Origin of the sequence: Streptomyces sp. NEAU-sy36 (assembly GCF_013423905.1) — a bacterium.
Classification (GTDB): Bacteria; Actinomycetota; Actinomycetes; order Streptomycetales; family Streptomycetaceae; genus Streptomyces; species Streptomyces misionensis.
This window is the reverse complement of record NZ_CP058977.1, coordinates 1,277,419-1,299,541: the sequence shown is the minus strand read 5'-3', so window position 1 is coordinate 1,299,541 and position 22,123 is coordinate 1,277,419. Positions and strand designations below refer to the sequence as shown.

Annotated in this window: 20 protein-coding genes and 2 tRNA genes; 6 read left to right on the top strand and 16 right to left on the bottom strand. The window is 72.2% G+C overall.

All coding sequences use genetic code 11. From position 1 onward, the window contains the following. Positions 1-122: 122 nt before the first annotated feature. Together HZZ00_RS05865 and HZZ00_RS05860 are read right to left on the bottom strand one after the other, a co-directional pair. Positions 123-195, bottom strand: a tRNA-Asn gene (locus tag HZZ00_RS05865). Between the two features lie 6 nt (positions 196-201). Beyond that, positions 202-274, bottom strand: a tRNA-Asn gene (locus HZZ00_RS05860). Positions 275-432: 158 nt separating this feature from the next. On the opposite strand from HZZ00_RS05860, the gene HZZ00_RS05855 reads away from it, so the two are divergent. The 4 genes from HZZ00_RS05855 to HZZ00_RS05840 all read left to right on the top strand — a co-directional run bounded on the left by HZZ00_RS05855 (position 433) and on the right by HZZ00_RS05840 (position 6,066). Next, positions 433-738 (top strand): YtxH domain-containing protein, encoded by a 306-nt coding sequence (locus tag HZZ00_RS05855; RefSeq protein ID WP_180331209.1) that lies wholly within the window; start codon positions 433-435, stop codon positions 736-738. A 54-nt stretch (positions 739-792) separates the two neighbouring features. Beyond that, on the top strand, positions 793-2,241 hold the full coding sequence (locus tag HZZ00_RS05850; RefSeq protein ID WP_180331208.1) for an FGGY family carbohydrate kinase: 1,449 nt from the start codon (positions 793-795) through the stop codon (positions 2,239-2,241). Between the two features lie 163 nt (positions 2,242-2,404). Beyond that, positions 2,405-4,138, top strand: a complete 1,734-nt coding sequence (locus HZZ00_RS05845) for an ABC transporter ATP-binding protein (RefSeq protein WP_180331207.1) — start codon at positions 2,405-2,407, stop codon at positions 4,136-4,138. Next, entirely contained in the window at positions 4,138-6,066 is a 1,929-nt protein-coding gene (locus tag HZZ00_RS05840) for an ABC transporter ATP-binding protein (protein WP_180331206.1), read from the top strand. The genes HZZ00_RS05845 and HZZ00_RS05840 overlap by 1 nt, the downstream gene beginning before the upstream one ends. A 48-nt stretch (positions 6,067-6,114) precedes the next feature. Here the strand turns inward: HZZ00_RS05840 and HZZ00_RS05835 are convergent, their stop codons facing one another. From HZZ00_RS05835 to HZZ00_RS05820, 4 genes are all read right to left on the bottom strand, one after another. Next, entirely contained in the window at positions 6,115-7,254 is a 1,140-nt protein-coding gene (locus HZZ00_RS05835) for an RNA polymerase sigma factor (RefSeq protein ID WP_374028516.1), read from the bottom strand. Positions 7,255-7,332: 78 nt separating this feature from the next. Further along, on the bottom strand, positions 7,333-9,240 hold the full coding sequence (dnaG, locus tag HZZ00_RS05830; protein ID WP_180331205.1) for a DNA primase: 1,908 nt from the start codon (positions 9,238-9,240) through the stop codon (positions 7,333-7,335). 46 nt (positions 9,241-9,286) lie between these two features. Further along, a complete protein-coding gene (locus HZZ00_RS05825) occupies positions 9,287-10,552 on the bottom strand; it encodes an NAD(P)/FAD-dependent oxidoreductase (RefSeq protein ID WP_180331204.1) in 1,266 nt (421 codons plus the stop codon). 104 nt (positions 10,553-10,656) lie between these two features. Continuing rightward, a complete protein-coding gene (locus HZZ00_RS05820; protein WP_180331203.1) occupies positions 10,657-11,931 on the bottom strand; it encodes a deoxyguanosinetriphosphate triphosphohydrolase in 1,275 nt (424 codons plus the stop codon). Positions 11,932-12,113: 182 nt separating this feature from the next. On the opposite strand from HZZ00_RS05820, the gene HZZ00_RS05815 reads away from it, so the two are divergent. After that, positions 12,114-12,815 (top strand): vancomycin high temperature exclusion protein, encoded by a 702-nt coding sequence (locus HZZ00_RS05815; protein ID WP_180331202.1) that lies wholly within the window; start codon positions 12,114-12,116, stop codon positions 12,813-12,815. Between the two features lie 2 nt (positions 12,816-12,817). Then, complete coding sequence (locus HZZ00_RS05810) at positions 12,818-14,305, top strand: membrane-associated oxidoreductase (protein ID WP_180331201.1); 1,488 nt, start codon at positions 12,818-12,820, stop codon at positions 14,303-14,305. A 97-nt stretch (positions 14,306-14,402) separates the two neighbouring features. Here HZZ00_RS05810 and HZZ00_RS05805 read toward each other — a convergent pair whose 3' ends face one another. The 10 genes from HZZ00_RS05805 to HZZ00_RS05760 are packed head-to-tail and all read right to left on the bottom strand — an operon-like array spanning position 14,403 to position 22,123. Next, complete coding sequence (locus HZZ00_RS05805) at positions 14,403-14,879, bottom strand: adenylate cyclase (protein ID WP_180331200.1); 477 nt, start codon at positions 14,877-14,879, stop codon at positions 14,403-14,405. After that, on the bottom strand, positions 14,863-15,591 hold the full coding sequence (locus tag HZZ00_RS05800; protein ID WP_180331199.1) for an HAD family phosphatase: 729 nt from the start codon (positions 15,589-15,591) through the stop codon (positions 14,863-14,865). Before HZZ00_RS05800 ends, HZZ00_RS05805 begins: the two co-directional genes overlap by 17 nt. Next, positions 15,579-16,244 carry a hypothetical protein gene (locus HZZ00_RS05795; RefSeq protein ID WP_180331198.1) on the bottom strand — a complete coding sequence of 222 codons (666 nt, stop codon included), beginning with the start codon at positions 16,242-16,244 and terminating at the stop codon, positions 15,579-15,581. The genes HZZ00_RS05800 and HZZ00_RS05795 overlap by 13 nt, the downstream gene beginning before the upstream one ends. Then, complete coding sequence (locus tag HZZ00_RS05790; protein WP_180331197.1) at positions 16,241-16,894, bottom strand: MOSC domain-containing protein; 654 nt, start codon at positions 16,892-16,894, stop codon at positions 16,241-16,243. The genes HZZ00_RS05795 and HZZ00_RS05790 overlap by 4 nt, the downstream gene beginning before the upstream one ends. Next, positions 16,891-17,847 (bottom strand): nucleoside-diphosphate kinase, encoded by a 957-nt coding sequence (locus HZZ00_RS05785; protein WP_180331196.1) that lies wholly within the window; start codon positions 17,845-17,847, stop codon positions 16,891-16,893. Before HZZ00_RS05785 ends, HZZ00_RS05790 begins: the two co-directional genes overlap by 4 nt. Next, positions 17,844-18,815, bottom strand: a complete 972-nt coding sequence (locus tag HZZ00_RS05780; RefSeq protein ID WP_180331195.1) for an acetylxylan esterase — start codon at positions 18,813-18,815, stop codon at positions 17,844-17,846. Before HZZ00_RS05780 ends, HZZ00_RS05785 begins: the two co-directional genes overlap by 4 nt. Then, the gene (locus HZZ00_RS05775; RefSeq protein WP_180331194.1) at positions 18,802-19,020 is read right to left on the bottom strand and encodes a bacterioferritin-associated ferredoxin; all 219 of its coding nucleotides are present in this window, start codon (positions 19,018-19,020) and stop codon (positions 18,802-18,804) included. Before HZZ00_RS05775 ends, HZZ00_RS05780 begins: the two co-directional genes overlap by 14 nt. Then, on the bottom strand, positions 19,017-19,958 hold the full coding sequence (locus HZZ00_RS05770; protein WP_180331193.1) for a nucleoside-diphosphate kinase: 942 nt from the start codon (positions 19,956-19,958) through the stop codon (positions 19,017-19,019). The genes HZZ00_RS05775 and HZZ00_RS05770 overlap by 4 nt, the downstream gene beginning before the upstream one ends. Before the next feature lie 45 nt (positions 19,959-20,003). Beyond that, positions 20,004-21,284, bottom strand: coding sequence for a hypothetical protein (locus tag HZZ00_RS05765; protein ID WP_257585671.1), 1,281 nt, complete (start codon positions 21,282-21,284; stop codon positions 20,004-20,006). Positions 21,285-21,334: 50 nt separating this feature from the next. Continuing rightward, the gene (locus tag HZZ00_RS05760) at positions 21,335-22,123 is read right to left on the bottom strand and encodes an ABC transporter permease (protein WP_180331192.1); all 789 of its coding nucleotides are present in this window, start codon (positions 22,121-22,123) and stop codon (positions 21,335-21,337) included.

Sequence of the window (22,123 nt, the reverse complement as noted above, 5' to 3'; positions counted from 1 at the left end):
TACGATCTCCTGCTTCGGATGGTCGGCCTGTGCGCCGCTCATGACCTTGAGGACATCGGCGCGGGCGACGGCGGTTCCCGCGGGCATGAAAAAGGACCCCTGAGGGGCCCTCGTTCAGCGTGCTCCCCCGACTGGACTCGAACCAGTAACCTGCCGGTTAACAGCCGGCTGCTCTGCCAATTGAGCTACGGAGGACCGAAGCTCCCCCGACTGGACTCGAACCAGTAACCTGCCGGTTAACAGCCGGCTGCTCTGCCAATTGAGCTACGGAGGATCGCCTCGTCTGCATCGAACGGACCTCCCCGGGTATTCGACAGGGGGCGGTCGCTCGCTGCGACACATACATTAGCGCAAGCAGGGGGGTGCTCCGCCAATCGGTACCCTCGGGCACCTGCGTCGCACCAGATACCTACGCACGGGAAGGTGGCAGCCATGCGCTACCGGCTCACGTTCATCGCCGGACTGGCCATCGGTTACGTACTCGGCACACGGGCCGGACACGAGCGCTACGAGCAGCTGAAGAAGTCCGCTCGTCAGATCGCCCGGAACCCGGCCGTACGCAACACCGCCGAGACCGCGGCCCAGCAGGGCCGCGCTTACGCGGGCAAGGCGTTCCAGACGGTCTCGGACAAGGTCGGCGACCGCGTCCCGGACTCGGTCGCCCAGCGGGTCCGCTCCCTGAAGGACCGCACCTCGGGCGGCACCGCGGGGGACGACTGGGGCACCAGCGCCACCTGACCCGGCGGCGCCCGGGGACCGGAGCCGGCGCGGTGATGCGGCAAAATCGTCCGCATGGGGATAGTCGCCGGTTTGGACAGCTCACCTGATTTCACCCGCATCGTGGTCTGCGACACAGACACCGGTGCCGTACTCAGGCAGGGGTACGCCCCCCATCCCGTCGACCCGCCGGAAGGCTCCCGCCCCAGCGACGTCGACCCCCAGGCCTGGCTCCTCTCCCTCGGTGAAGCCGCGGGCGGCGGACTGCTGGAGGGGGTCCAGGCCATCGGCGTCTCCGCGCAGCAGAACGCGCTGGTCCCGCTGGACGCCCAGGGCAACACCGTGCGCCCGGCGATGACCGGCGGGGACCGGCGCGCACAGGTCGCCGCGGCCGACCTGGTGGACGCGCTCGGCGGCCGGGAGGCCTGGGCGCACGCCGTCGGCTGTGTGCCGCAGTCCGCGCACCCCGTCACCAAGCTGCGCTGGCTGGCCAAGAACGAACCGGAGAACGCCCGGCGCGTCGCCGTGCTGCTCCAGGCCCACGACTGGCTGGTGTGGCAGCTGCTCGGGCGCCCGGTGCGCCGTACCACCGACCGCGGCGGGGCCTCCGGCACCGGTTACTGGTCCGCGGCCACCGGTGTCTACCGCTCCGACCTGGTCGAGCTGGCGCTCGGCCACCAGGCGATGCTGCCGGAGGTGATCGGCCCGGCCGAGGCGGCCGGCACCACCCCGGAGGGGCTGCTGATCTCGGCCGGCACCGGGGAGACCATGGCCGCCGCGTTCGGGCTCGGGATCGGGCTCGGGGACGCGGTGGTCTCGCTCGGCGCCTCGGGCTCGGTGATGGCCGTGCACCCCGAGGCGCTGGCCGACCAGTCCGGGATGATCACCTCGCTCGCCGACGCCACCGGCATGCACCTGCCGGTCGTCACCACGCTGAACGCGGTACGCGCCCTGCGCGGCACCGCCGAACTCCTCGGCCTGCCGGACCTGGAGGCCCTGTCCGAGCTGGCGATGAAGTCCACGCCGGGCGCGCACGGCCTGGTCCTGCTCCCCTATCTGGAGGGCGAGCGCACGCCGAACCTGCCGCACACCGCGGGCACCCTCGCCGGGCTGCGGCGCGAGTCGATGAAGCCGGAGCACCTGGCGCGGGCCGCGTTCGAGGGCATGCTGTGCGGGCTCGCCGACGCGCTGGACGTGCTGCGCGGGCGGGGCGTGGAGGTGCGGCGGATCTTCCTGCTGGGCCCGGCCGCCGAACTGCCCGCCGTGCAGGCCGCGGCGCCCTCGCTGTTCGGGGCGCAGGTCGTCGTGCCGCAGCCCGCGGACTACACCGCGATCGGCGCGGCCCGGCAGGCGGCCTGGGCGCTGGGCGTGTCGCAGGGCACCCTCGATCCGCGCACTCCGCCGGCCTGGCAGGGCGCGGCGGCGCAGGTGCTGGAGCCGGGCGAGGAGATGGCCGTCGGGCAGGCGGTGCGGCAGCAGTTCACGGCGGTGCGGGAGCAGACCCACCCCGGCGCCTTCCAGTGAGCCGTACCAAATGCCGCAAACCGCACCTTTACCACCAACACCCATAAGGCCGTACGGAAATCCGCTGTCGGGTTAATCGGTTGAGGTAACGCGGGTGGAGTGTCCGACGATAGGGGCCAGGGGCAATCCGACTGCCCCTGTCGCCGACTCCGAGAGACGTAGCGTGCTCATACGACTTCTACGGACCTATCTCAGGCCCTACAAGAAACCCATCACCTTGCAGGTGCTGCTCCAGTTCGTGCAGACCTGCGCCACCCTGTACCTGCCCACCCTGAACGCCCACATCATCGACAACGGCGTCGTGAAGGGCGACACGGGCTACATCCTGTCGTTCGGCGCCCTGATGATCGGCATCTCGCTGGTGCAGGTCGTGTGCAACATCGGTGCCGTGTACCTGGGCGCGCGGACCGCCTCTGCGCTCGGCCGGGACGTGCGCGGTGCCGTCTTCGACCGGGTGCAGTCCTTCTCCGCCCGCGAGGTGGGCCACTTCGGCGCGCCCTCGCTCATCACCCGTACGACCAACGACGTGCAGCAGGTCCAGATGCTGGTCCTGATGACGTTCACACTGATGGTGTCGGCGCCCATCATGTGCGTCGGCGGCATCGTGCTGGCCCTCGGCCTGGACGTGCCGCTGTCCGGGGTGCTGGTCGCGGTCGTCCCGGTGCTGGCCATCTGCGTGACGCTGATCGTGCGCCGGCTGCGGCCGCTGTTCCGCACCATGCAGACCCGCCTCGACAAGGTGAACCGGGTGCTGCGCGAGCAGATCACCGGCAACCGGGTGATCCGCGCCTTCGTCCGCGACGAGTACGAGCAGGCCCGCTTCGGGCGGGTCAACGGCGAGCTGACCGAGATGCAGCTGGCCACCGGACGGCTGCTGTCGCTGATGTTCCCGATGGTGATGACGGTGGTGAACGTGTCGTCCATCGCGGTGGTGTGGTTCGGCGCGCACCGCATCGACAGCGGCGGGATGCAGATCGGCGACCTGACCGCGTTCCTCGCCTATCTGATGCAGATCGTGATGTCCGTGATGATGGCCACCTTCATGTTCATGATGGTGCCGCGCGCGGAGGTGTGCGCCGAGCGCATCCAGGAGGTACTGGAGACCGGTTCCAGCGTGCTGCCGCCGCTCACGCCGGTCACCGAGCTGCGCCGGCACGGGCACCTGGAGATCCGCGCGGCCGGCTTCCGCTATCCGGGTGCCGAGGAGCCGGTGCTGCGCTCCGTCGAGCTGGTGGCCCGGCCCGGCGAGACCACGGCCGTGATCGGCTCCACCGGCAGCGGCAAGTCCACCCTGCTCGGGCTGGTCCCCCGGCTGTTCGACGCCACCGAGGGCGAGGTCCTGGTGAACGGCGTGGACGTCCGCGAGGTCGAGCCGGCGCTGCTGGCCCGGACGGTCGGGCTGGTCCCGCAGAAGCCGTACCTGTTCGCGGGCACCGTCGCCACCAACCTGCGCTACGGCAATCCGGACGCCACGGACGAGGAGCTGTGGCACGCGCTGGAGGTGGCGCAGGCCAAGGAGTTCGTGACCAGGCTGGAGGGCGGTCTGGACGCGCCGATCGCCCAGGGCGGCACCAATGTGTCGGGCGGCCAGCGCCAGCGGCTCGCCATCGCGCGCACCCTCGTGCAGCGCCCCGAGATCTACCTCTTCGACGACTCCTTCTCCGCGCTCGACTACGCCACCGACGCGGCCCTGCGCGCTGCCTTGGCCCGGGAGACCGCGGAGGCGACCGTCGTGATCGTCGCCCAGCGGGTGGCGACCATCCGGGACGCGGACCGGATCATCGTCCTGGACGAGGGCCGGGTGGTCGGCTCCGGCCGGCACCAGGAGCTGATGGCGGGCAACGAGACCTACCGGGAGATCGTGCTCTCCCAGCTGACGGAAGCGGAGGCCGCCTGATGGCCGGGCCCATGGGACGCATGATGGCCGGGGGGAGTCCCGACCAGCGGTCGATGGACTTCAAGGGGTCCGGCAAACGGCTGGTCGCCCAGTTCCGGCCCGAACGGGCCACCGTCTGCCTGCTGCTGCTGTGCGTGGTCGTCAGCGTGACGCTGAGCGTGGTCGGCCCGAAGATCCTGGGCAAGGCCACCGACCTGGTGTTCGCCGGCATCATCGGCCGGCAGATGCCCGCCGGGGCCACCAAGGCGCAGGTGCTGGCCGGGATGCGGGCCGAGGGCAAGGGCTCCGTCGCGGACATGCTCCAGAGCACCGACTTCACGCCCGGCAAGGGCATCGACTTCGGGGCGGTCGGCGAGGTGCTGCTGCTGGCGCTCGGCACCTTCCTCGTCGCCGGTCTGCTGATGGCCGTCGCCACCCGGCTGGTCAACCGGACGGTGAACCGCACGATGTACCGGCTGCGCGAGTCCGTGCAGACGAAGCTGTCGCGGCTGCCGCTGTCGTACTTCGACAAGCGCCAGCGCGGCGAGGTGCTGTCGCGGGCCACCAACGACATCGACAACATCGGGCAGACGCTCCAGCAGTCGATGGGCCAGCTGATCAACTCGGTGCTGACCATCGTCGGCGTGCTGGTGATGATGTTCTACGTCTCCTGGATCCTGGCGCTGGTCGCGCTGGTGACCGTGCCGCTGTCCTTCGTCGTCGCCACCCGGGTCGGCAAGCGCTCGCAGCCGCACTTCGTGCAGCAGTGGCGTTCGACGGGCGCGCTCAACGCCCACGTGGAGGAGATGTACACCGGGCACACGCTGGTGAAGGTGTTCGGGCGGCAGGAGGAGTCGGCGAAGCAGTTCGCCGAGCAGAACGAGGCGCTGTACCAGGCTGCGTTCAAGGCGCAGTTCAACAGCGGTGTGATGCAGCCGCTGATGATGTTCGTGTCGAACCTGAACTATGTGCTGGTGGCGGTCGTCGGCGGGCTGCGGGTCGCGTCCGGCGCGCTGTCCATCGGTGATGTGCAGGCCTTCATCCAGTACTCGCGCCAGTTCTCGATGCCGCTGACGCAGGTCGCCTCCATGGCGAACCTGGTGCAGTCCGGCGTGGCCTCGGCCGAGCGGGTCTTCGAACTCCTGGACGCGGAGGAGCAGGAGGCGGACCCGGTGCCCGGCGAGCGGCCGGAACGGCTGCGCGGGCGCGTGGAGCTGGAGCACGTGTCCTTCCGGTACGACCCGGACAAGCCGCTGATCGAGGACCTCTCGCTCACGGTGGAGCCCGGGCACACGGTGGCCATCGTGGGCCCCACGGGCGCGGGCAAGACCACGCTGGTCAACCTGCTCATGCGGTTCTACGACGTCTCCGGCGGGCGGATCACCCTGGACGGGGTGGACGTGCGCCGGATGACCCGGGACGAGCTGCGGTCCGGGATCGGCATGGTGCTCCAGGACACCTGGCTGTTCGGCGGCACCATCGCGGAGAACATCGCGTACGGCGCCTCCCGCGAGGTGACCCAGGGCGAGATCGAGGAGGCCGCGCGGGCGGCGCACGCCGACCGGTTCATCCGGACGCTGCCCGAGGGGTACGACACCGTGATCGACGACGAGGGCACGGGGGTGAGCGCCGGTGAGAAGCAGCTCATCACCATCGCGCGCGCGTTCCTGTCCGACCCGGTGATCCTGGTCCTGGACGAGGCGACGAGCTCCGTGGACACCCGCACCGAGGTGCTGATCCAGAAGGCGATGGCCAAACTGGCCGCCGGGCGCACCTCGTTCGTGATCGCGCACCGGCTCTCCACGATCCGGGACGCGGACACGATCCTCGTCATGGAGAACGGCTCCATCGTCGAACAGGGCGCGCACGCCGACCTGCTGGCGGCGGACGGGGCGTACGCCCGGCTGTACCAGGCGCAGTTCGCGCAGGCGGTGGCCGAGGTCGACTGACCGGGGGACGGGAAGAGGGGGCCGTCGCGAGGCGGCCCCCTCTTTTCGTCAGTCCAGGTAGCCCCTCAGCTGGTCCGCGTAGGCGTGGTCCCTGAGCTTGGCGAGGGTCTTGGACTCGATCTGGCGTATGCGTTCGCGGGTGACGCCGAAGAGGCGGCCGATCTCCTCCAGGGTGCGGGGGCGGCCGTCGAGGAGGCCGTAGCGCAGCTGTACGACCTTGCGCTCGCGCTCGCCCAGCGTGGACAGCACCGCCTCCAGGTGCTGCTTGAGCAGGAGGAACGCGGCGGACTCCACGGGGCTCGCGGCGTCGCCGTCCTCGATGAGGTCGCCGAGCGCCACGTCGTCCTCCTCGCCGACCGGGGCGTGCAGCGAGACCGGCTCCTGGGCGAGGCGCAGCACCTCGCCGACCCGCTCGGGCGACAGGTCGAGGTGGGCGGCGACCTCCTCGGGCGTCGGCTCGTACCCCCGCTCCTGGAGCATGTGGCGCTGCACCCGTACCACCCGGTTGATCAGCTCCACGACGTGCACCGGCACGCGGATGGTGCGGGCCTGGTCGGCGAGGGCGCGGGACATGGCCTGGCGGATCCACCAGGTGGCGTAGGTGGAGAACTTGTAGCCGCGGGCGTAGTCGAACTTCTCCACGGCGCGGATGAGCCCGAGGTTGCCCTCCTGGACGAGGTCGAGCATGGTCAGCCCGCGCCCCACGTACCGCTTGGCGACGGACACGACGAGCCGCAGGTTGGCCTCGATCAGCCGTCGCTTGGCCACCCGCCCCATGACCACCAGCCGGTCCAGATCGTGCGCCAGCCCGCTGTCCAGGTCGGGGGTGTTGCCCAGCTTCTCCTCCGCGAACAGGCCGGCCTCCACCCGGCGGGCGAGTTCGACCTCCTCGGCCGCGGTGAGCAGCGGGATGCGGCCGATCTCGCGCAGGTACTGCCGGAACAGGTCGGCGGTGGGTCCCCCGTTCTCCGGATGCAGGGAAGCACGGCCCTGCGGGGGAACGACCGGCAGGACGTCCGGCTCCGCGTCCGGCTCCACGTCCGGCTCCACGTCCGGCTCCGTGTCCGGTTCGTCCGCGCGGGCACCGGTGCTGCTGTCGGCGGGGGTGAGGGTCTGGGTCTGCACGAGGGCGACCTCCAGGATGTTCACCGGACTCGGGCACCCCCAACAGTGTGGGGTACGGCACATCGCTCCCACGAGGGGCGTGCGATGACTTTTTGCATCCGGTCCGTGACCCACTGCTGCCGATCGCCGTTCGGCAGCCGCTCAGAGCGCCTCCGCGCCCCGCGCCCGCAGGGACTGGTCGTACTGCTGGAGGACCCACATCTCGTTCTGGACCGCGGCCAGTTGGGCCGGGTCACCGCCGGCGGACAGCCGGGTCATCTGGTACTCGATGTCGCGGATGCGGCGTTCCACGGCGCGGCGGCGGATCTGGACCAGGACCGTGCCGGCGTAGGTCTCGTCCACGGTGCGGCGCAGGATCGGTTCGACGGCCAGTTCGGTGACCATGGCGCGCACGGTGTCGTCCGGCGCGGCCTCGCGGACGCGGACGAGGTACTCCTGCGGGTCGGCCACCCCGTACTCCGCGCCGCCCGCCTCCGCGATGGCCTGGCGTACGGCGGCGTAGGGCGGGGCGGTGAACTCGTCCACCCCGTAGGCGTCGAACGCCGGGGAGACCAACTCGGGGCGCTGGAGGGCGAGTTTGAGCAGTTCGCGTTCGGCGGCGTACACCGGGTTGCGCAGCGTGAGGGCCGGGCCGGAGTTCGCCGGGCGCGGGGCCGACGCCCACTGCTGCTCCGCGCCGCGCGGGCGCTCCTGCTGGGGGCCCCTGCCGCCCCGGTCCCGGGCCCAGCGGGCCAGCTGGGCCACCCGGCGGACCACGAACTGGGTGTCCAGGATGCCCAGCAGTCCGGCCAGCTCCACCGCGACCTCGTGCTGCGCGCCGCTGTTCTTGATCCGGGCCACGATCGGCGCCGCCTCGTCCAGCGCGGCGGCCCGCCCCCCGGAGGTGTCCAGGTCGTACCGGCTCACGATCTGCCGCAGCGCGAACTCGAACAGCGGAGTGCGGGGTTCGACGAGGTCGGCCACCGCCTCGTCGCCCTTGGCCAGGCGCAGCTCGCACGGGTCCATGCCGTCCGGCGCGATCGCGATGTACGTCTCGGCGGCGAACTTCTGGTCGTCCTCGAACGCGCGCAGGGCGGCCTTCTGCCCGGCCGCGTCACCGTCGAAGGTGAAGATCACCCGCGCCGATCCGTTGTCCATCAGCAGCCGGCGAAGGATCTTGATGTGCTCGCCGCCGAAGGCCGTGCCGCAGGTCGCGATGGCCGTGGTCACCCCGGCGAGGTGGCAGGCCATGACGTCGGTGTAGCCCTCGACCACCACCGCCCGGCTGGCCTTCGCGATCTCCTTCTTCGCCAGGTCGATGCCGTACAGGACCTGCGACTTCTTGTAGATCGCGGTATCGGGGGTGTTCAGGTACTTGGGGCCGTTGTCCGACTCGTAGAGCTTGCGCGCCCCGAAGCCGACGACGTCCCCGCCGATGTCCCGGATCGGCCACATCAGCCGGCCCCGGAAGCGGTCGATGGGCCCGCGCCGGCCCTCCTGGGCCAGGCCGGAGAGGATCAGTTCCTTGTCGCTGAAGCCCTTGCCGCGCAGGTAGCGGGTGAGGTGGTCCCAGCCCTGGGGGCTGTACCCGACGCCGAAGTGCTCCGCCGCGGCCTGGTCGAAGCCGCGCTCGGCGAGGAAGACCCGGCCGGTCTCCGCCTCGGGGCTGGTGGCCAGCTGCTCGGCGTACCACTGCGCCGCGATCTTGTGCGCCTCGACCAGCCGGATCCGCTCGCCGCGCTGGTGGGCCGGGTTGTACCCGCCCTCCTCGTAGCGCAGCGTGATCCCGGCCTGGGCGGCGAGCCGCTCCACCGCCTCCGAGAAGGAGAGGTGGTCCACCTTCATCACGAAGGTGATGGTGTCGCCGCCCTCCTGGCAGCCGAAGCAGTGGAAGAGTCCCTTGCTCGGGCTGACCTGGAAGGACGGCGACTTCTCGTCGTGGAACGGGCACAGCCCCTTGAGGTTGCCGCCGCCCGCGTTGCGCAGCTGGAGGTATTCGGAGACCACGGCGTCGATCGGGACCGCGTCCCGTACCGCCTTCACGTCCTCGTCGTTGATCCGTCCTGCCACGGGTGAATTCTACGGGGCGCGCGGACGGTCCCGGGGCGGCCGGGGCTCAGGGGAGGAGGCGGTCCAGGGGCATGTGGGGGTCGGCGAGCGCGTCCGTGTCGACCCGGCTCCGGGCTCGCACCAGCTTCTGGATCGGCTCCGTGACGTTCCACACGTTCACGTTCATCCCGGCCAGCACCCTGCCCTCCCGCAGCCAGAACGCGATGAACTCGCGCCGGCCCATGTCGCCCCGGATGACCACCTGGTCGTACGTGCCCGGCGGCGCCCACCCGCTGTACTCCATGCCCAGGTCGTACTGGTCGGTGAAGAAGTACGGCACCCGGTCGTACACCGAGTCCTGTCCCAGCATCGAGCGCGCGGCGGCCGGTCCGCCGTTGAGCGCGTTGGCCCAGTGCTCGACCCTGATCCGGTCGTCGAACAGCGGCAGCGGGAAGGCGGCGACGTCCCCGGCCGCGTGGATGTCGGGGTCGGAGGTGCGCAGCCGCTCGTCCACCACGACGCCGCCGCCGCGCGCCCGCTCGGCGATCTCCAGGCCCGCGGCCTGGGCGAGCGCGACCCGGGGGGTGGCGCCGATCGCCGCGAGGACGTCGTGCGCCGGGTGCTCCTCGCCGTCGTCGGTGCGCACGGCGAGAACCATGCCGTCCTGGCCGACGATCTCGGTGAGCCTGCGCCCGAAGTGGAAGCGGACCCCGTGCTCGCGGTGCAGCTGGGCGAAGACGTTGCCCAGCTCGGGGCCGAGCACGCCGTGCAGCGGGGTCGGCTCCGGTTCGATCACCGTGACCTCCGCGCCGTACTCGCGGGCCGCCGCCGCGATCTCCAGGCCGATCCAGCCGGCGCCGGCGATCACCAGGTGCCCGTTGTCCCGGCCGAGGGAGGCCAGCACGCCCTTGAGCCGTTCGGCGTGGGCGAGGCGGCGCAGATGGTGCACGCCGGCCAGGTCGGTGCCGGGGATGTCCAGGCGGCGGGGCTCGGCGCCGGTCGCGAGGAGCAGCTTGTCGTAGCGGACGAGGGTGCCGTCGTCGCCGTAGCGCACGGTCTTGGCCGTACGGTCGATGCGGTCGACGCTCTGGCCGAGGTGCAGCTCGATGTCGTTGCGCGCGTACCAGGCGGGCTCGTGCACGAAGACGCTGTCGCGTTCCTCCTTGCCGAGCAGGAAGCCCTTGGACAGCGGCGGGCGCTCGTAGGGGTGGTCGCGTTCGTCGCAGATCAGTATCACCCTGCCGGTGAAGCCTTCCGCGCGGAGCGTCTCGGCCGCCTTCGCTCCCGCGAGACCACCGCCGACGATCACGAATGTCTGATCCGCGTCGACCACTTGTCTGCCTCCTCGTAAGGGTGCCGCCACATGCGAGCGTCCCGCACCGGGCGTGCTGCGGGAAGGGGGGGTGACCCGATCAGGCCACCGGTGACACGTTCCTCTCACATACGCCCCGTCAGTCTCGCGTGCAGCGAGAGCGCGGAGGCGTCGGTGAGGGACGCGATCTGGTCGACGATCACCCGCTTGCGCGCGTGGTCGTCGGGCGCCTTGTCGAACAGGGCGCGGAACTGCGGGCCCAGGCCGTCCGGGGCGCGGGCGGTGAGCGCCTCGGCCAGCTCCGCGACGATGATCCGCTGGTCGGCGCGGAGCCGCTCCTGCTCGGCGCGCTGCATCACGTACCGGTCGGCGACCGCCTTGAGCACCGCGCACTCCGTCCGGGTCGCGCGGGGTACGACGAGTTCGGCGCCGTAGCGGGTGAGCCGGCCGCCGCCGTACGCGGCGCGGGTGGCGCCCTCGGCGGCCAGGCAGAAGCGGCCGATGAGCTGGCTGGTGGCGTCCTTGAGCCGGGCCTGGGCGACCGCGCTGCCGTCGTAGCCGTGCGGCCACCACTCGGCGGCCTGGAGGCGGTCGAGGGCCTCGGCGAGTTCGGCGGGATCGGTGTCCGCGGGGACGTAGCGGCCGACGGCCACCTCGAACACCGCCTGCCGTTCCGGTTCGGCGTACAGGCAGTTGGGGTCGATGTGGCCGGCGTGCAGGCCGTCCTCGACGTCGTGCACCGAGTAGGCCACGTCGTCGGACCAGTCCATGACCTGGGCCTCGAAGCAGGTGCGGATGCCGGGGGCCTCGGCCCTGACCCAGTCGAAGACCGGGCGGTCGTCCTCGTACACCCCGAACTTCGCGGAGGCCGGGTCGGTGGGGTGGGCGCCGCGCGGCCAGGGGTACTTGGTGGCGGCGTCGAGGGTGGCGCGGGTGAGGTTGAGGCCGACGGAGCCCTCCGCGGTGAACCGCTTGGGTTCGATGCGGGTGAGCAGCCGCAGGGACTGGGCATTGCCCTCGAAGCCGCCGCAGTCGTCCGCGAACTCGTTCAGCGCCGCTTCGCCGTTGTGGCCGAAGGGCGGGTGGCCCAGGTCGTGGGAGAGGCAGGCCGCCTCGACCAGGTCGGGGTCGCAGCCGAGGGCGGCGCCCAGTTCCCGGCCGACCTGGGCGCACTCCAGGGAGTGGGTGAGCCGGGTGCGGGGACTGGCGTCCCAGACCTGGCTGTGGCTGCCCGGGGTGACGACCTGGGTCTTGCCAGCGAGGCGGCGCAGCGCGGCGGAGTGCAGGACGCGGGCCCGGTCCCGCTGGAAGGCGGTGCGCCCCGGGCGTTTGTCGGGCTCGGGGGCCCAGCGTTCCAGGGCGGCCGGGCCGTAGGGATCGGGGGGTGCGCTGCCTGCCATGCTTCGACAGTAAGCGCCACGGGTGACAAACGGGGGGTGCCGGGTGGCCCAGTCGGACGGCGCGTTGGGGAATCCGGGCGCCGTGGCGAAGCGGAATCGCACACCGGAGCGAACCGGATCGGCGCGGGCGGCGTCCTCCTTGGTCGGGACCGGACTCCGGAATCCGTAGCGAGGGGGGCTGTATGAGGATCCGTCGACCGCGGCTGCCGCGCACGCGCACCGGGCAGCGGCGGCTGGTGCAGGCCGTGATGGCCGCCTGTGTGCTGGCGCTGGCCCCGGCCGCCTGGCTGTTCACGTCCACGGCGGACCGGCTGCGCACGGTGGCCGACGTGCCGTCGGCGCCGGTCGCGGTGGTGTTCGGAGCCGGGCTGTGGAACGGTGGGCCCTCGCCGTATCTGGCGCACCGGCTGGACGCGGCGGCGGCGCTGTACCACGCGGGCCGGGTCAGGGCCGTGCTGGTCACCGGGGACAACAGCCGCAAGGACTACGACGAGCCGGACGCCATGCGCGCCTACCTCACGCGGCACGGGGTGCCGGGCGGGAAGGTCGTGCGCGACTACGCCGGGTTCGACACCTGGGACTCCTGTGTGCGGGCCCGGAAGATCTTCGGCGTCGACCGCGCGGTGCTGGTCAGCCAGGGCTTCCACATCCGCCGGGCGGTGGCGCTGTGCGAGGCGGCGGGGGTGGACTCGTACGGCGTCGGGGTCGACGCGAAGCACGACGCGACCTGGTACTACGGCGGCGCGCGCGAGGTGTTCGCGGCGGGCAAGGCGGCACTGGACGTGGTGTTCCGGCCGGATCCGACCTTCCTCGGGCCCCGGGAGCAGGGGATCGCCAAGGCGCTGGCGGGATCCGGGAGTCCGGACCGGCGCGAGGACGGCTGAGCGTGGAGATCGCGGATCTGACGCCCGCCGAGCGGCGGGTCCGGGACGCCTTCCCGCTCGGCGAGGGGGTCGACCTGCGGGTACGGCCCGACTCCCCCGAGGACGCGGACGACGATCCCGCGCGGGGCGCCGGATGGGGTCCCGAGCGCACCCTGCGGGCCGAGTTCCTGCGGAAGTTGCTGCTGGCCGGGCCGGTGCGGGAGGGCCGTACGGCCGGCCTGAAGGTGACGGGCGCCCGCGTCACCGGCCGCCTCGACCTCCGGTACGGCACCGTCGCCCACCCGGTGCGGCTGCGCTCCTGCCACTTCGAGCGGGCGCCGGACCTGTACGGGGCGCGGGTGGGCGCCCTGGTCCTCAGCGACTCGGTGCTGCCGGGGCTGACGGCCGGGGCGCTGCGCGCCGACGGGGTCCTGCGGATCACCTGCTGCCGGTTCACGGGCCCGGTGCGGCTGCAAGGGGCCAAGCTGGCGGGGGCGTTCTTCGCCAACGGCGCGCGGCTGGGCACGCCCGGCGAGACCCCGGCGGAGCCCGTGCTCCAGCTCAACCACGCGGAGGTGGGCACGGACGTCTGGGCGCCGGGGCTGGTGGCGCACGGCAGGGTGCAGCTGAACGGGGCCGTCGTCGGCGGGCAGGTGAACCTCAACGACGCGGTGCTGGACGCCCCCGGCGACACCGCGCTGCACGCCGAGGTCCTGGCGGTCGGCACCGATCTGCACGCGATGCGGCTGCGCGTCCGTGGCCGGGTCAATCTGGGCGGCGCCCGCATCCCCCGCCAGCTCAACCTGGCGCACGCGCGGCTGGCCAACCCCGGCGGGCAGGCGCTGCGCGCCAGCAGCGGTGTCATCGGGGAGCTGTGGCTGCGGGACGCCGCGCCGATCGAGGGAGACGTCAATCTGCGCCGCGCGCAGCTCGATCTGCTGCACGTGCCGCCCGGGGTGTGGCCGGACCGGGTGCAACTCGACGGGCTGGCCTACCGGGTGCTCACCCCGCACCTGCCCGCCGAGCAGCGGCTGCCGCTGCTGGAGCGCGAACCGGACGGCTATCTCCCGCACCCGTACGAGCAGTTGACCACCGCGTACCGCACGGTGGGGGACGACGCCGCGGCCCGCACCGTCCAGCTGGCCAAGCTGCGCCGCCACCGCCGCACCCTGCCGCCGTACGCCCGGCTGTGGGGCTGCCTCCAGGACGCGGCCGTCGGCTACGGCTTCCGCCCGATGCGTGCCGCGGGCTGGCTGCTGCTCCTGCTGTGCACGGGCACCCTGGTCTTCGCCCTGCACCACCCGCCGGCCCTCAAACCGTCCGAGGCGCCCGCCTTCAACCCGCTCTTCTACACCCTCGACCTGCTGCTCCCCATCATCGACTTCGGCCAGGAACCGGCGTTCGCCCCGCGCGGCGCCTACCAGTGGCTGTCCTATCTGCTGATCGCCCTGGGCTGGGTCCTGGCGACGACGATCGCGGCGGGCATCACGCGCTCGCTGAACCGGCAGTAGGAACCGGGCGGGGAGACGGCGCCCTCCGGCCGCCGGTGCCGCGGTCGAACCGGCGCCGCCCCGCGCCCGGGCGGGTGGGGGGCGGCGGCCGTGTCCGTCAGGGCGCGAGTGGGCCGAGGCCCTCCGTGGCCAGCCGGCGGTTGCGGTACCGCTTGTCGCCGGTGATCTCCGGGCCGAACCACCGCGGCGGGGTGAAGGCCCGCGCCGCCTCCTCCGAGGGGAACTCGACCTCGACGGTGCGCAGGCCGGACAGCTCCTGCTCGTACACGTCGACGTAGGCGAGGGTGTCGCGCACGGGCACGGAGTGCCGGGTCTTCACCAGCCGGGCACCGGCCGTGGCGGGCCACAGGTCGTCGAACTCCGACTCGGTGAGCGGGAGTTCGACCTCGACCCGGGACAGCTCGCCGTGTCCGTGCTTGACCCCGAGGACGCACCGGCCCGCGATGCGGCGCACCCGCACCTCGGTGCCCGTGCCGGTGACCGCGAGATAGCCCTGTTCGATGGGCTCGGTCGCCACACCGGGCGGCACCGGCTCCGCGCCGAGCAGGAACTTGCGCTCAATCTCCAGCGGCACCGGACACCTCCCCCGTGCCGTGCGCGGCGACCAGCTCCGGCAGCCGGCGCATGTCGGTGAAGACGGCCGTCGCGGTCCCCGTGAGCCATTCGCCCGGGGTGAGGCCGCCCGCGTACCCGAAGGAGCGCATCCCGGCGGCGGCGGCCGCCTGGACGCCGAACCTGCTGTCCTCCACCACGACGCAGCGGGACGGGTCGACGCCCATCCGCCGCGCGGCGTGCAGGAAGAGATCCGGCGCGGGCTTGCCGCGCGCCACCTCGTGGGCGCTGAAGACACGGCCCTCGAACCGCTGGTAGAGCCCGACCCGGCCGAGGGTGTGCCGCATCTTCTCGTGGCTGCCGCTGGAGGCGATGCACCAGTGCCGCGCGCCGAGGCCCGCGGCCTCCAGGCCGTCCAGCGCCTCGGTGATGCCGTCGACCGCGGTGAGGTCCTCGTCCACCGCCTTGGCGTGCATATCCCGGAACCGCTCGTCCCAGATCCGGGCGGTCTCGGCGCCGAGGCGCTCGGCGATCTGCTCGCCGATCGAGGTGGTCGAGCGGCCGACGAAGCGGTTCATGACGTCGGACTCGCTCAGCGGCCAGCCCAGTTCGGCGCCCAGGGCGACATGGGTGCGCACCGCGATCGGCTCGCTGTCGACGAGCACGCCGTCGCAGTCGAAGATGACGAGCGAGACGGTCGTGCGGGGGGTGGCGGTCGCGGTCAACGGATGCATCCCTGGCTGATCAGCAGCTGCCGGATCTCCTCGACGCGCTCGGCGCCGAGCCGGCGCTTGGCCTGGTCCTCGGGCTTCTCGTCCTTCTGGCCGTACTGCCACCAGGCCTCGCCGTTGTCGCGGTTCATCACGAGGAAGCGGTTCTTCTCGGAGGGGCCGCGGACGATCAGGGAGGTGGTGTCGGGCGGGGAGGCGACGGTGTGCACCATCGTGTGCCGGATCACGTAGCCGGAGCCCGCGACCTCCTCGCGCACCAGGGCCGGCGTGCCGATCCGGGTGTCGGGGTCCAGCTCGTCGTAGTCGCCGTAGAGGTGGTGCTGGTAGCTGCCGTGCAGGATGCGCGAGCCGAAGCTCCAGCGGTGGTTGTGCGGCCGGTCGAAGTCGCTGCCGGTGAAGACGTGCAGCCTGATCCGTACGTCGCTGGCCTTGTCGTTGACGAGGACGACCCGGTCGAGCTCCTGGAGCCGCTCGCACTGGTTCAGCAGCTCCGGGGTGGCCAGCACATGGTCGAAGGCGTCGTTGAGCCAGGTCGGGTGGGACACCAGCTCTTCGAGGAGGTCCTCCATCGGCCGGTGCAGGGCGGGCATGTCGGACCAGTCGAGGGCGGCCAGGCGCGCCGGGTCGATCAGGGACCGGGATGCGGTGGTGGTCATCGGACGGGTGCCTCCTGGGGGTGCGTGGCCAGCCACTTGCGGGCCTTCTCATGGTGTTTGGGCAGCATCTGGGGGGCGTCCAGGAAGCGGGGCATCAGGTGCGGCTCGGTGGTCAGCGCCCTGAGCATGTAGCCGATGGTCACCCCGTGTCCGGGCCGCTCGATGATCTCGATGGAATCGCCCGCCCCGATGGTTCCCTCCTTCACCACACGCAGGTAGGCGCCCGGGGCGCCGTGCGCGATGAAGCGCTTGACCAGGTCCGGGACGTCCCAGAAGCCCGCGAAGACGCGGCAGGGCTTGCGGGCCCGGATGACCTCGAAGACCGCCTCGCCGATGGCCCAGCGCTCGCCGACCTCGGCGCCGGTGATGTCCAGGCCGGTGGTCGAGAGGTTCTCGCCGAAGTTGCCCGGCCGGATCTCGCGGCCCAGCTCCTTTTCCCAGAAGACGGCGTCCTCGCGGGCGAAGGCGTACACCGCCTTGTCGGGGCCGCCGTGCACCCGCCGGTCGGCGACCAGGTCGCCTTCGAGTCCCTCGTGGCGGGCCATGACCCGGTGGGCCACCGGCCGCTTGTCGATGCCGCTGTAGCCGAGGGTGGCCCAGGGGCCCCGCCGTTCCACGGCGAGGTTGAGGGTGGTGAGCACGGCGGTCACGAGGCGACCCCGTCCAGCCGCCGCGGCCGCCAGGCCGCCGTGACGTTGGGCACGGTGGGGGTCACGCCCTCGACGTTCATCGCGGTCAGCAGATGGGTGACGACGGTCAGCAGGTCCCAGCGGTGCGGATCGTCCAGGGACGTGCGGTGGGTCAGGTCGAGCATCTCCCTGAGGCCGGGGCGCCGGCCGCCCTGGGCCGCGAGCGGCCCGTCGGCCGCGGCGAGCCGGCGCCAGCTGGCCTCCAGGTCGAAGTCGTGCTCGGGGTGCCGGTCCTCCAGCTCCTGGAAGATGTCCAGGGCGTCGGGGCGGGCGTCGTGATCGTCCAGGATGCGGCGGCGGATCAGGTCGCGCCGGGGCTCGTCGCAGATGACGGCGAGTTCGCGCAGCACGTCCGCGGGCTCGTCCGAGATGTGCGTGAAGTTGAACAGGCCGCTGACCACGCCCAGTTGGTGGCGCAGGTGCTCCGGCTCGCGCTGGGCCGGGTCGGCCGGGCCCTTGAGCGCGTTGAGCCGTACGGCGGCGGGGACGGCCCCCGGCCGCCAGTGCTCGTCCCGCAGGACCAGCGCCACCGTCTCGGTGCTGGGCAGGATGACGTCCATGGCCTCGATGCGCTCGCGGCTCGCGATGTTGAACTGGTAGCGCCAGACCTCGCGGATCGTCATCCGGTCGTGCCGGAAGCGCACCGCGTCCACCGGGCGGAAGCCCGCCTCCCGCAGGATCCGCAGCGCGGGCCGCAGCCTGCGCCCCGCGGTCGCCTCGGACTTGAGCATGCACAGCGCGATGCCGAGCATCCGCTCGGTGATGTCCCCGAAGGTCCAGACGGCCTCGCGGAAGTACTGGTCGACCGCGTAGAGATCGGCCTTGCGCTCCGACCAGGTGACGGTCTCCAGGAGGCCGGCGGGGACCTCGGTCAGCCGGGAGACGGGCGGGCTCTGCGGATGCAGGCGTCTCATCTGTCGTGTCCTTCCTGCCAGAACGCGGGGGCGGGCGGGGCGGCCTGGGCGAAGACGCCGGCCAGGAACTCCGCCTCGGCGAGCCGGAGCGGGGTGTTGGGCGCGGCGTGCTCGGCCAGCGGCCAGGTCAGCAGCCGTTTGGGAGCCGGGTAGCGGGCGTGTGCGGCGTACCCGGTCTCCGGCAGGCAGCGCTGGTCCCGGCCGGCCACGGAGAACAGCGCCGGGCAGCGGCCGTACGCCGCCAGCTCGGCGACGTCGAAGAGGGCGAGCGTCCGCGCCGCGCGCGGCACCAGGTCCGGGTAGGACTCGGCGAAGCGCAGCAGCTCCCGGTAGGGCTGCCGGTCGGGCACCCGGGTCGGATCGGGCAGCGCGGCGAGGAAGGGCGACTCGACGAGCGCGGCGCCGACCAGCGGACTCAGCACCGCTGCCGCCAGGGCCAGTTGGCCGCCCTGGCTGCGGCCGGTGGTGGCGATGCGGCCGACGTCGACTCCCGGGTGCCCGGCGGCCACGGCGACGGCGCGCACCGCGTCGACGTAGGCGTCCCGGTAGTAGTACGTGGCGGGGTCGAGGATGCCGCGCGTGACGAAGCCCGGCACCTGGGGGTGGGTGAGGCCGACGGGGTCCGGGGTGGCGCCCGCGCGACCGCCCGCGCCGCTCTGGCCGCGGGTGTCCACGACGAGCGTGGCGTAGCCGAGGGCGGGCCACAGCACGCTGTCCAGGACGTGGCCGCGGCCTTCGCCGTAGCCGAGGAACTGGACGGTGCACGGCGCCGGGCCGTCGGCCGCGCGGCCCCCGGGGAGGATCAGCCAGGCCGCGACGCGGTGGCCGTGCGCCCCGGCGAAGGAGACGTCGTACACGTCGCAGCCGGCCAACGGCGTGGATACCGCCGTCAGTTGTATGTCGAGGGGCAGCTCGGTGGCCTCGGTGAGGGTGGCGTGCCAGAACCGCCCGAGTTCATCGCCGGGCATGGCTCGCCGCCGTTTCGAGGTCGCTCACGGCCGGGTCGCCGAAGTCCTCGACCAATTCCTCCAGCATCTCGTGGCAGTCGCCGCAGCCCCGTCCGGCGCCGCAGCACTCCCCCAGCCCCTCGACGGTCGTGACGCCCCGGCGGATCCAGCCGACGATCTCGTCCTCGCCGACCTGGTAGCAGACGCAGACGCTGCCGCCGCTCATGCCTGCTCCTGCCACGCGGTGAGCAGCACGTTGGGGTAGATGCGCTCGATGCCGGGGGTGTTGAAGCGCACGGTGGCGGTCAGCACCGACAGCAGGTCCCACAGGTCACCGGGGTCGGCGTCCGGGTGGTGGGCCGCCTGGAGCAGTTCGGCGGCGGTGACGGCGGTGCCCCGGGCGTGCAGCCGGGCGAGTGCCCCGGCGGGCGAGCCGGCGCTCTCCAGGCGCCGCCGGCTGCGCTCGGGGTCGAGGTCGTGGGGTTCGACGGTGTCCTCGATGGCCGCGAAGACGCGGGTCACCTCGTCGGTGGCGTCGTGGCCGGACACCATCCGGTCGCGGACCCGTTCGCGGCGCCCGGGTTCGAGCAGCAGCCCGAGGTCGCGCAGCACGTCGAGGGGTTCGTCGGTGGTGTGGATGAAGTTGAACAGCCCGTTGAGCGCGCCCAGCCGCTCGCGCAGGTGCTCTGGCCTGCGCCGTTCGGCGGTCGCCGGGCCTTTGAGGGAGGCCAGCCGGACGGCGGCCGGTACGGCGCCGGGCCGGTGCTGCTCGTCGCGCAGCACGAGCAGCACGCAGTCCAGGGAGCGCAGGTACAGCTCCATGGTGGCGATGCGCTCGCGGTCGGCGAAGTTGAGCTGGAAGCGCCAGGTCTCGCGGATGGTCAGCCGGTCGTGCCGGAAGCGCACCACGTCGAGCGGGCGGAACCCGTTGTCGCGCAGTGCCTGCAGGGCGGTGCCGTAGCGCCGCCCTACAGCGGCATCGGGCTTGAGGACGCAAAGGGCGGTGCGCAGCAGTTCGTCCGTGTGGTCGCCGAACGTCCAGGCGGCCTCCCGGGTGTAGGTGTCCGTACCGAACAGCCGCTCCTTGACGGGCGAGCGGGTGACGGCGGCCAGCAGGCCGGGCGGTATGTCGTGGGGGCGCTCGGCGGAACGCTGCGTCTCCATTCCTGTGCTCCTCATGTTCGCCTCGTTCTCTTCGGGTGGGTGCGCTCAGATCAGGGCGCGGCGCTGCCGCTCGGCATCCACGTGGCAGCCCTGCGCGAACCGGCCGGCGGCGAGGTCCACCCCCGGGAAGAAGGTGCGGTACGCGGTGAAGGAGACCAGGTGCCAGATGTCGGCCTCGGGCACGCCCAGGGCGCGGACGTTGGCGATCTGCTGGTCGATGGGCTGGGTGCCGGCGGCGACCACGCCCTGCTCCTGGTACCACAGGTCGCTGCCGGGCTCCTGGTGCAGGTCCTGGCCGGCCAGCCGGGCGACGTCGCTGCGGTCCGTCATCAGCATCATGTTGCGCGGTCCGACGATCTCGATGGCCCGCTTGGCGATGGCGAAGTCGACGTGCTCGCCGTCGAAGTTGAGGCAGGCGGCGATGCGGCCGGCGTGCGCGCCGCGCATGATGGCGGCCGGCACCGGTCCGACCTGCTCGTGCAGGTCGGCGAGGTTCCAGGACGGCAGGTCGTACCGGGCCAGCAGCGCGTCCCGGTTGGCGCGCGCCTTGGAGGTGCGGAACGCGTGCTTGATCAGCAGCGGCATCTCGTTGAAGAGGTGGTCGGTGACGACCCGGACGCCGTCGTGCGGGCACTCGGCGGCCTCGGCCGCGGCCAGCACCTCTTCGATGCAGTCGGCGCCGAGCTGCGGGTTCTCCTTGGCGAAGTGCCCCAGCGCCGGGCGGACGCCGCTCTCCACGAGGCGGGTGACGATCCACTCCAGGGACGGGTGGTCCGGGGTGAACTGGGCGGCCAGGTACGAGCTGGACTGGAGGGCGTCCGGCGACAGCATGATGTAGACGAGGCCCAGCGGGCCGCAGCTCGCGAGCTTCTCCCACTCCTCCTTGGAGGGTGCCCACACGGAGCTGGCCGGGGTGCCGCCGAAGCTGGCGACGAGCGGTCCCTCCAGGGCGATGGCCGGGACGAACGGGAGCTTGCCGTCGGCCTTCAGCGCGGCGAAGCCCCGCATGAACTCCACGAATCCGTCGAGGCGTTCCTGGCGCAGGTACAGGGTCGGGATGCACAGCAGGCCCTCGGAGGCGGCGTGCTTGTCGACCTCGAAGAGGTCGATCTCCGCGAAGTTGGAGAAGTCGACGCTGCCCAGGCCGTGGCAGTGCACCTCGACGGGGAGCGAGGGGACCAGGTACGGCTCGGTGTCGCCGAGCGGCGCGGCCGTCAGCGGGCCGGGGGTGATCAGGCCGTCCTGGTGCTGTACCGGACCGGAGAAGGTGCCGCGCGGGTCGATCCAGGCGTTCGCGGACCAGGTGGATGGCAGGCTGTTGTTCACTTGTCTTCTTTCTTTTCCGGGACTGTTCAGGCGTTTCTCTTCCGGACTGTTCAGGCGTTGCCGAGCGCGACACGGGCGGTCGCGCGGCGGGCGGCCAGATGCACGAAGAGCACACCGGCGAGGGCCCATGCGGCGCCGACGGCCAGTTCGACGACCAGGGACACGTTGTGCGCCCGCCCGGCGAGGAGGCCGTCGACGGCCCGCATCACATGGCTGAGCGGCATCGCCTCGCTCAGCGGGACCAGGAAGCCGGGGAGCCGGCTCTGGGGCACCAGGGTCCCCGACAGCACCATGAGGACGAGTTCGGCCATGTTGGGCCCGACGAACAGGTCCTCGACGAGCAGGGCGAGGGCCGAGAGGGTCAGCCCGAACCCCGCGGTCGTCAGCACGCCGACGGCCAGCAGCGCGGCGTACTGCGGGATGCCGATGGGCAGGGTGGTGTACAGCAGGCTGCACACGAGGTACGTGCACAGGCCGCCGACGAAGCCGTCCACGATGTGCGGCAGGGCCCGCTGACAGGCGGCGGCGACCTTGTTCTGGGGCGAGGCGAGCCAGACGCCGAGGGTGTTGAAGGAGCGCTCGTTGCCGACCGACAGGGCCATCCCGTAGACGACCGCGCCCGCGCCCGCGAGCAGGCTGGAGGCGACCAGCATGCGGGCGGCGCCGGCTCCGTAGTGGGTGGCGAGCGACGTGAAGGCGATGGCCATGCCGATCGGGCGCACGATGCGCGAGCTGAGGTATCCCAGCGGGTTGAACCAGGTGAACAGGGCCCGGTAGGACAGGGCCGAACCGCGCAGCGCGGCACGTGCGGCGCCGGTGCGGGAGGCGGGGGTGCGCAT

Bases quoted from the DNA above. Each gene is read 5' to 3' on its own strand.
- HZZ00_RS05855 (WP_180331209.1), top strand. From the start codon at position 433: ATGCGCTACCGGCTCACGTTCATCGCCGGACTGGCCATCGGTTACGTA.
- HZZ00_RS05850 (WP_180331208.1), top strand. From the start codon at position 793: ATGGGGATAGTCGCCGGTTTGGACAGCTCACCTGATTTCACCCGCATC.
- HZZ00_RS05840 (WP_180331206.1), top strand. From the start codon at position 4,138: ATGGCCGGGCCCATGGGACGCATGATGGCCGGGGGGAGTCCCGACCAG.
- HZZ00_RS05835 (WP_374028516.1), bottom strand. From the start codon at position 7,254: ATGTGCCGTACCCCACACTGTTGGGGGTGCCCGAGTCCGGTGAACATC.
- HZZ00_RS05820 (WP_180331203.1), bottom strand. From the start codon at position 11,931: ATGGCAGGCAGCGCACCCCCCGATCCCTACGGCCCGGCCGCCCTGGAA.
- HZZ00_RS05815 (WP_180331202.1), top strand. From the start codon at position 12,114: ATGAGGATCCGTCGACCGCGGCTGCCGCGCACGCGCACCGGGCAGCGG.
- HZZ00_RS05800 (WP_180331199.1), bottom strand. From the start codon at position 15,591: ATGCATCCGTTGACCGCGACCGCCACCCCCCGCACGACCGTCTCGCTC.
- HZZ00_RS05795 (WP_180331198.1), bottom strand. From the start codon at position 16,244: ATGACCACCACCGCATCCCGGTCCCTGATCGACCCGGCGCGCCTGGCC.
- HZZ00_RS05785 (WP_180331196.1), bottom strand. From the start codon at position 17,847: ATGAGACGCCTGCATCCGCAGAGCCCGCCCGTCTCCCGGCTGACCGAG.
- HZZ00_RS05780 (WP_180331195.1), bottom strand. From the start codon at position 18,815: ATGCCCGGCGATGAACTCGGGCGGTTCTGGCACGCCACCCTCACCGAG.
- HZZ00_RS05775 (WP_180331194.1), bottom strand. From the start codon at position 19,020: ATGAGCGGCGGCAGCGTCTGCGTCTGCTACCAGGTCGGCGAGGACGAG.
- HZZ00_RS05770 (WP_180331193.1), bottom strand. From the start codon at position 19,958: ATGGAGACGCAGCGTTCCGCCGAGCGCCCCCACGACATACCGCCCGGC.
- HZZ00_RS05760 (WP_180331192.1), bottom strand. From the start codon at position 22,123: ATGCGCACCCCCGCCTCCCGCACCGGCGCCGCACGTGCCGCGCTGCGC.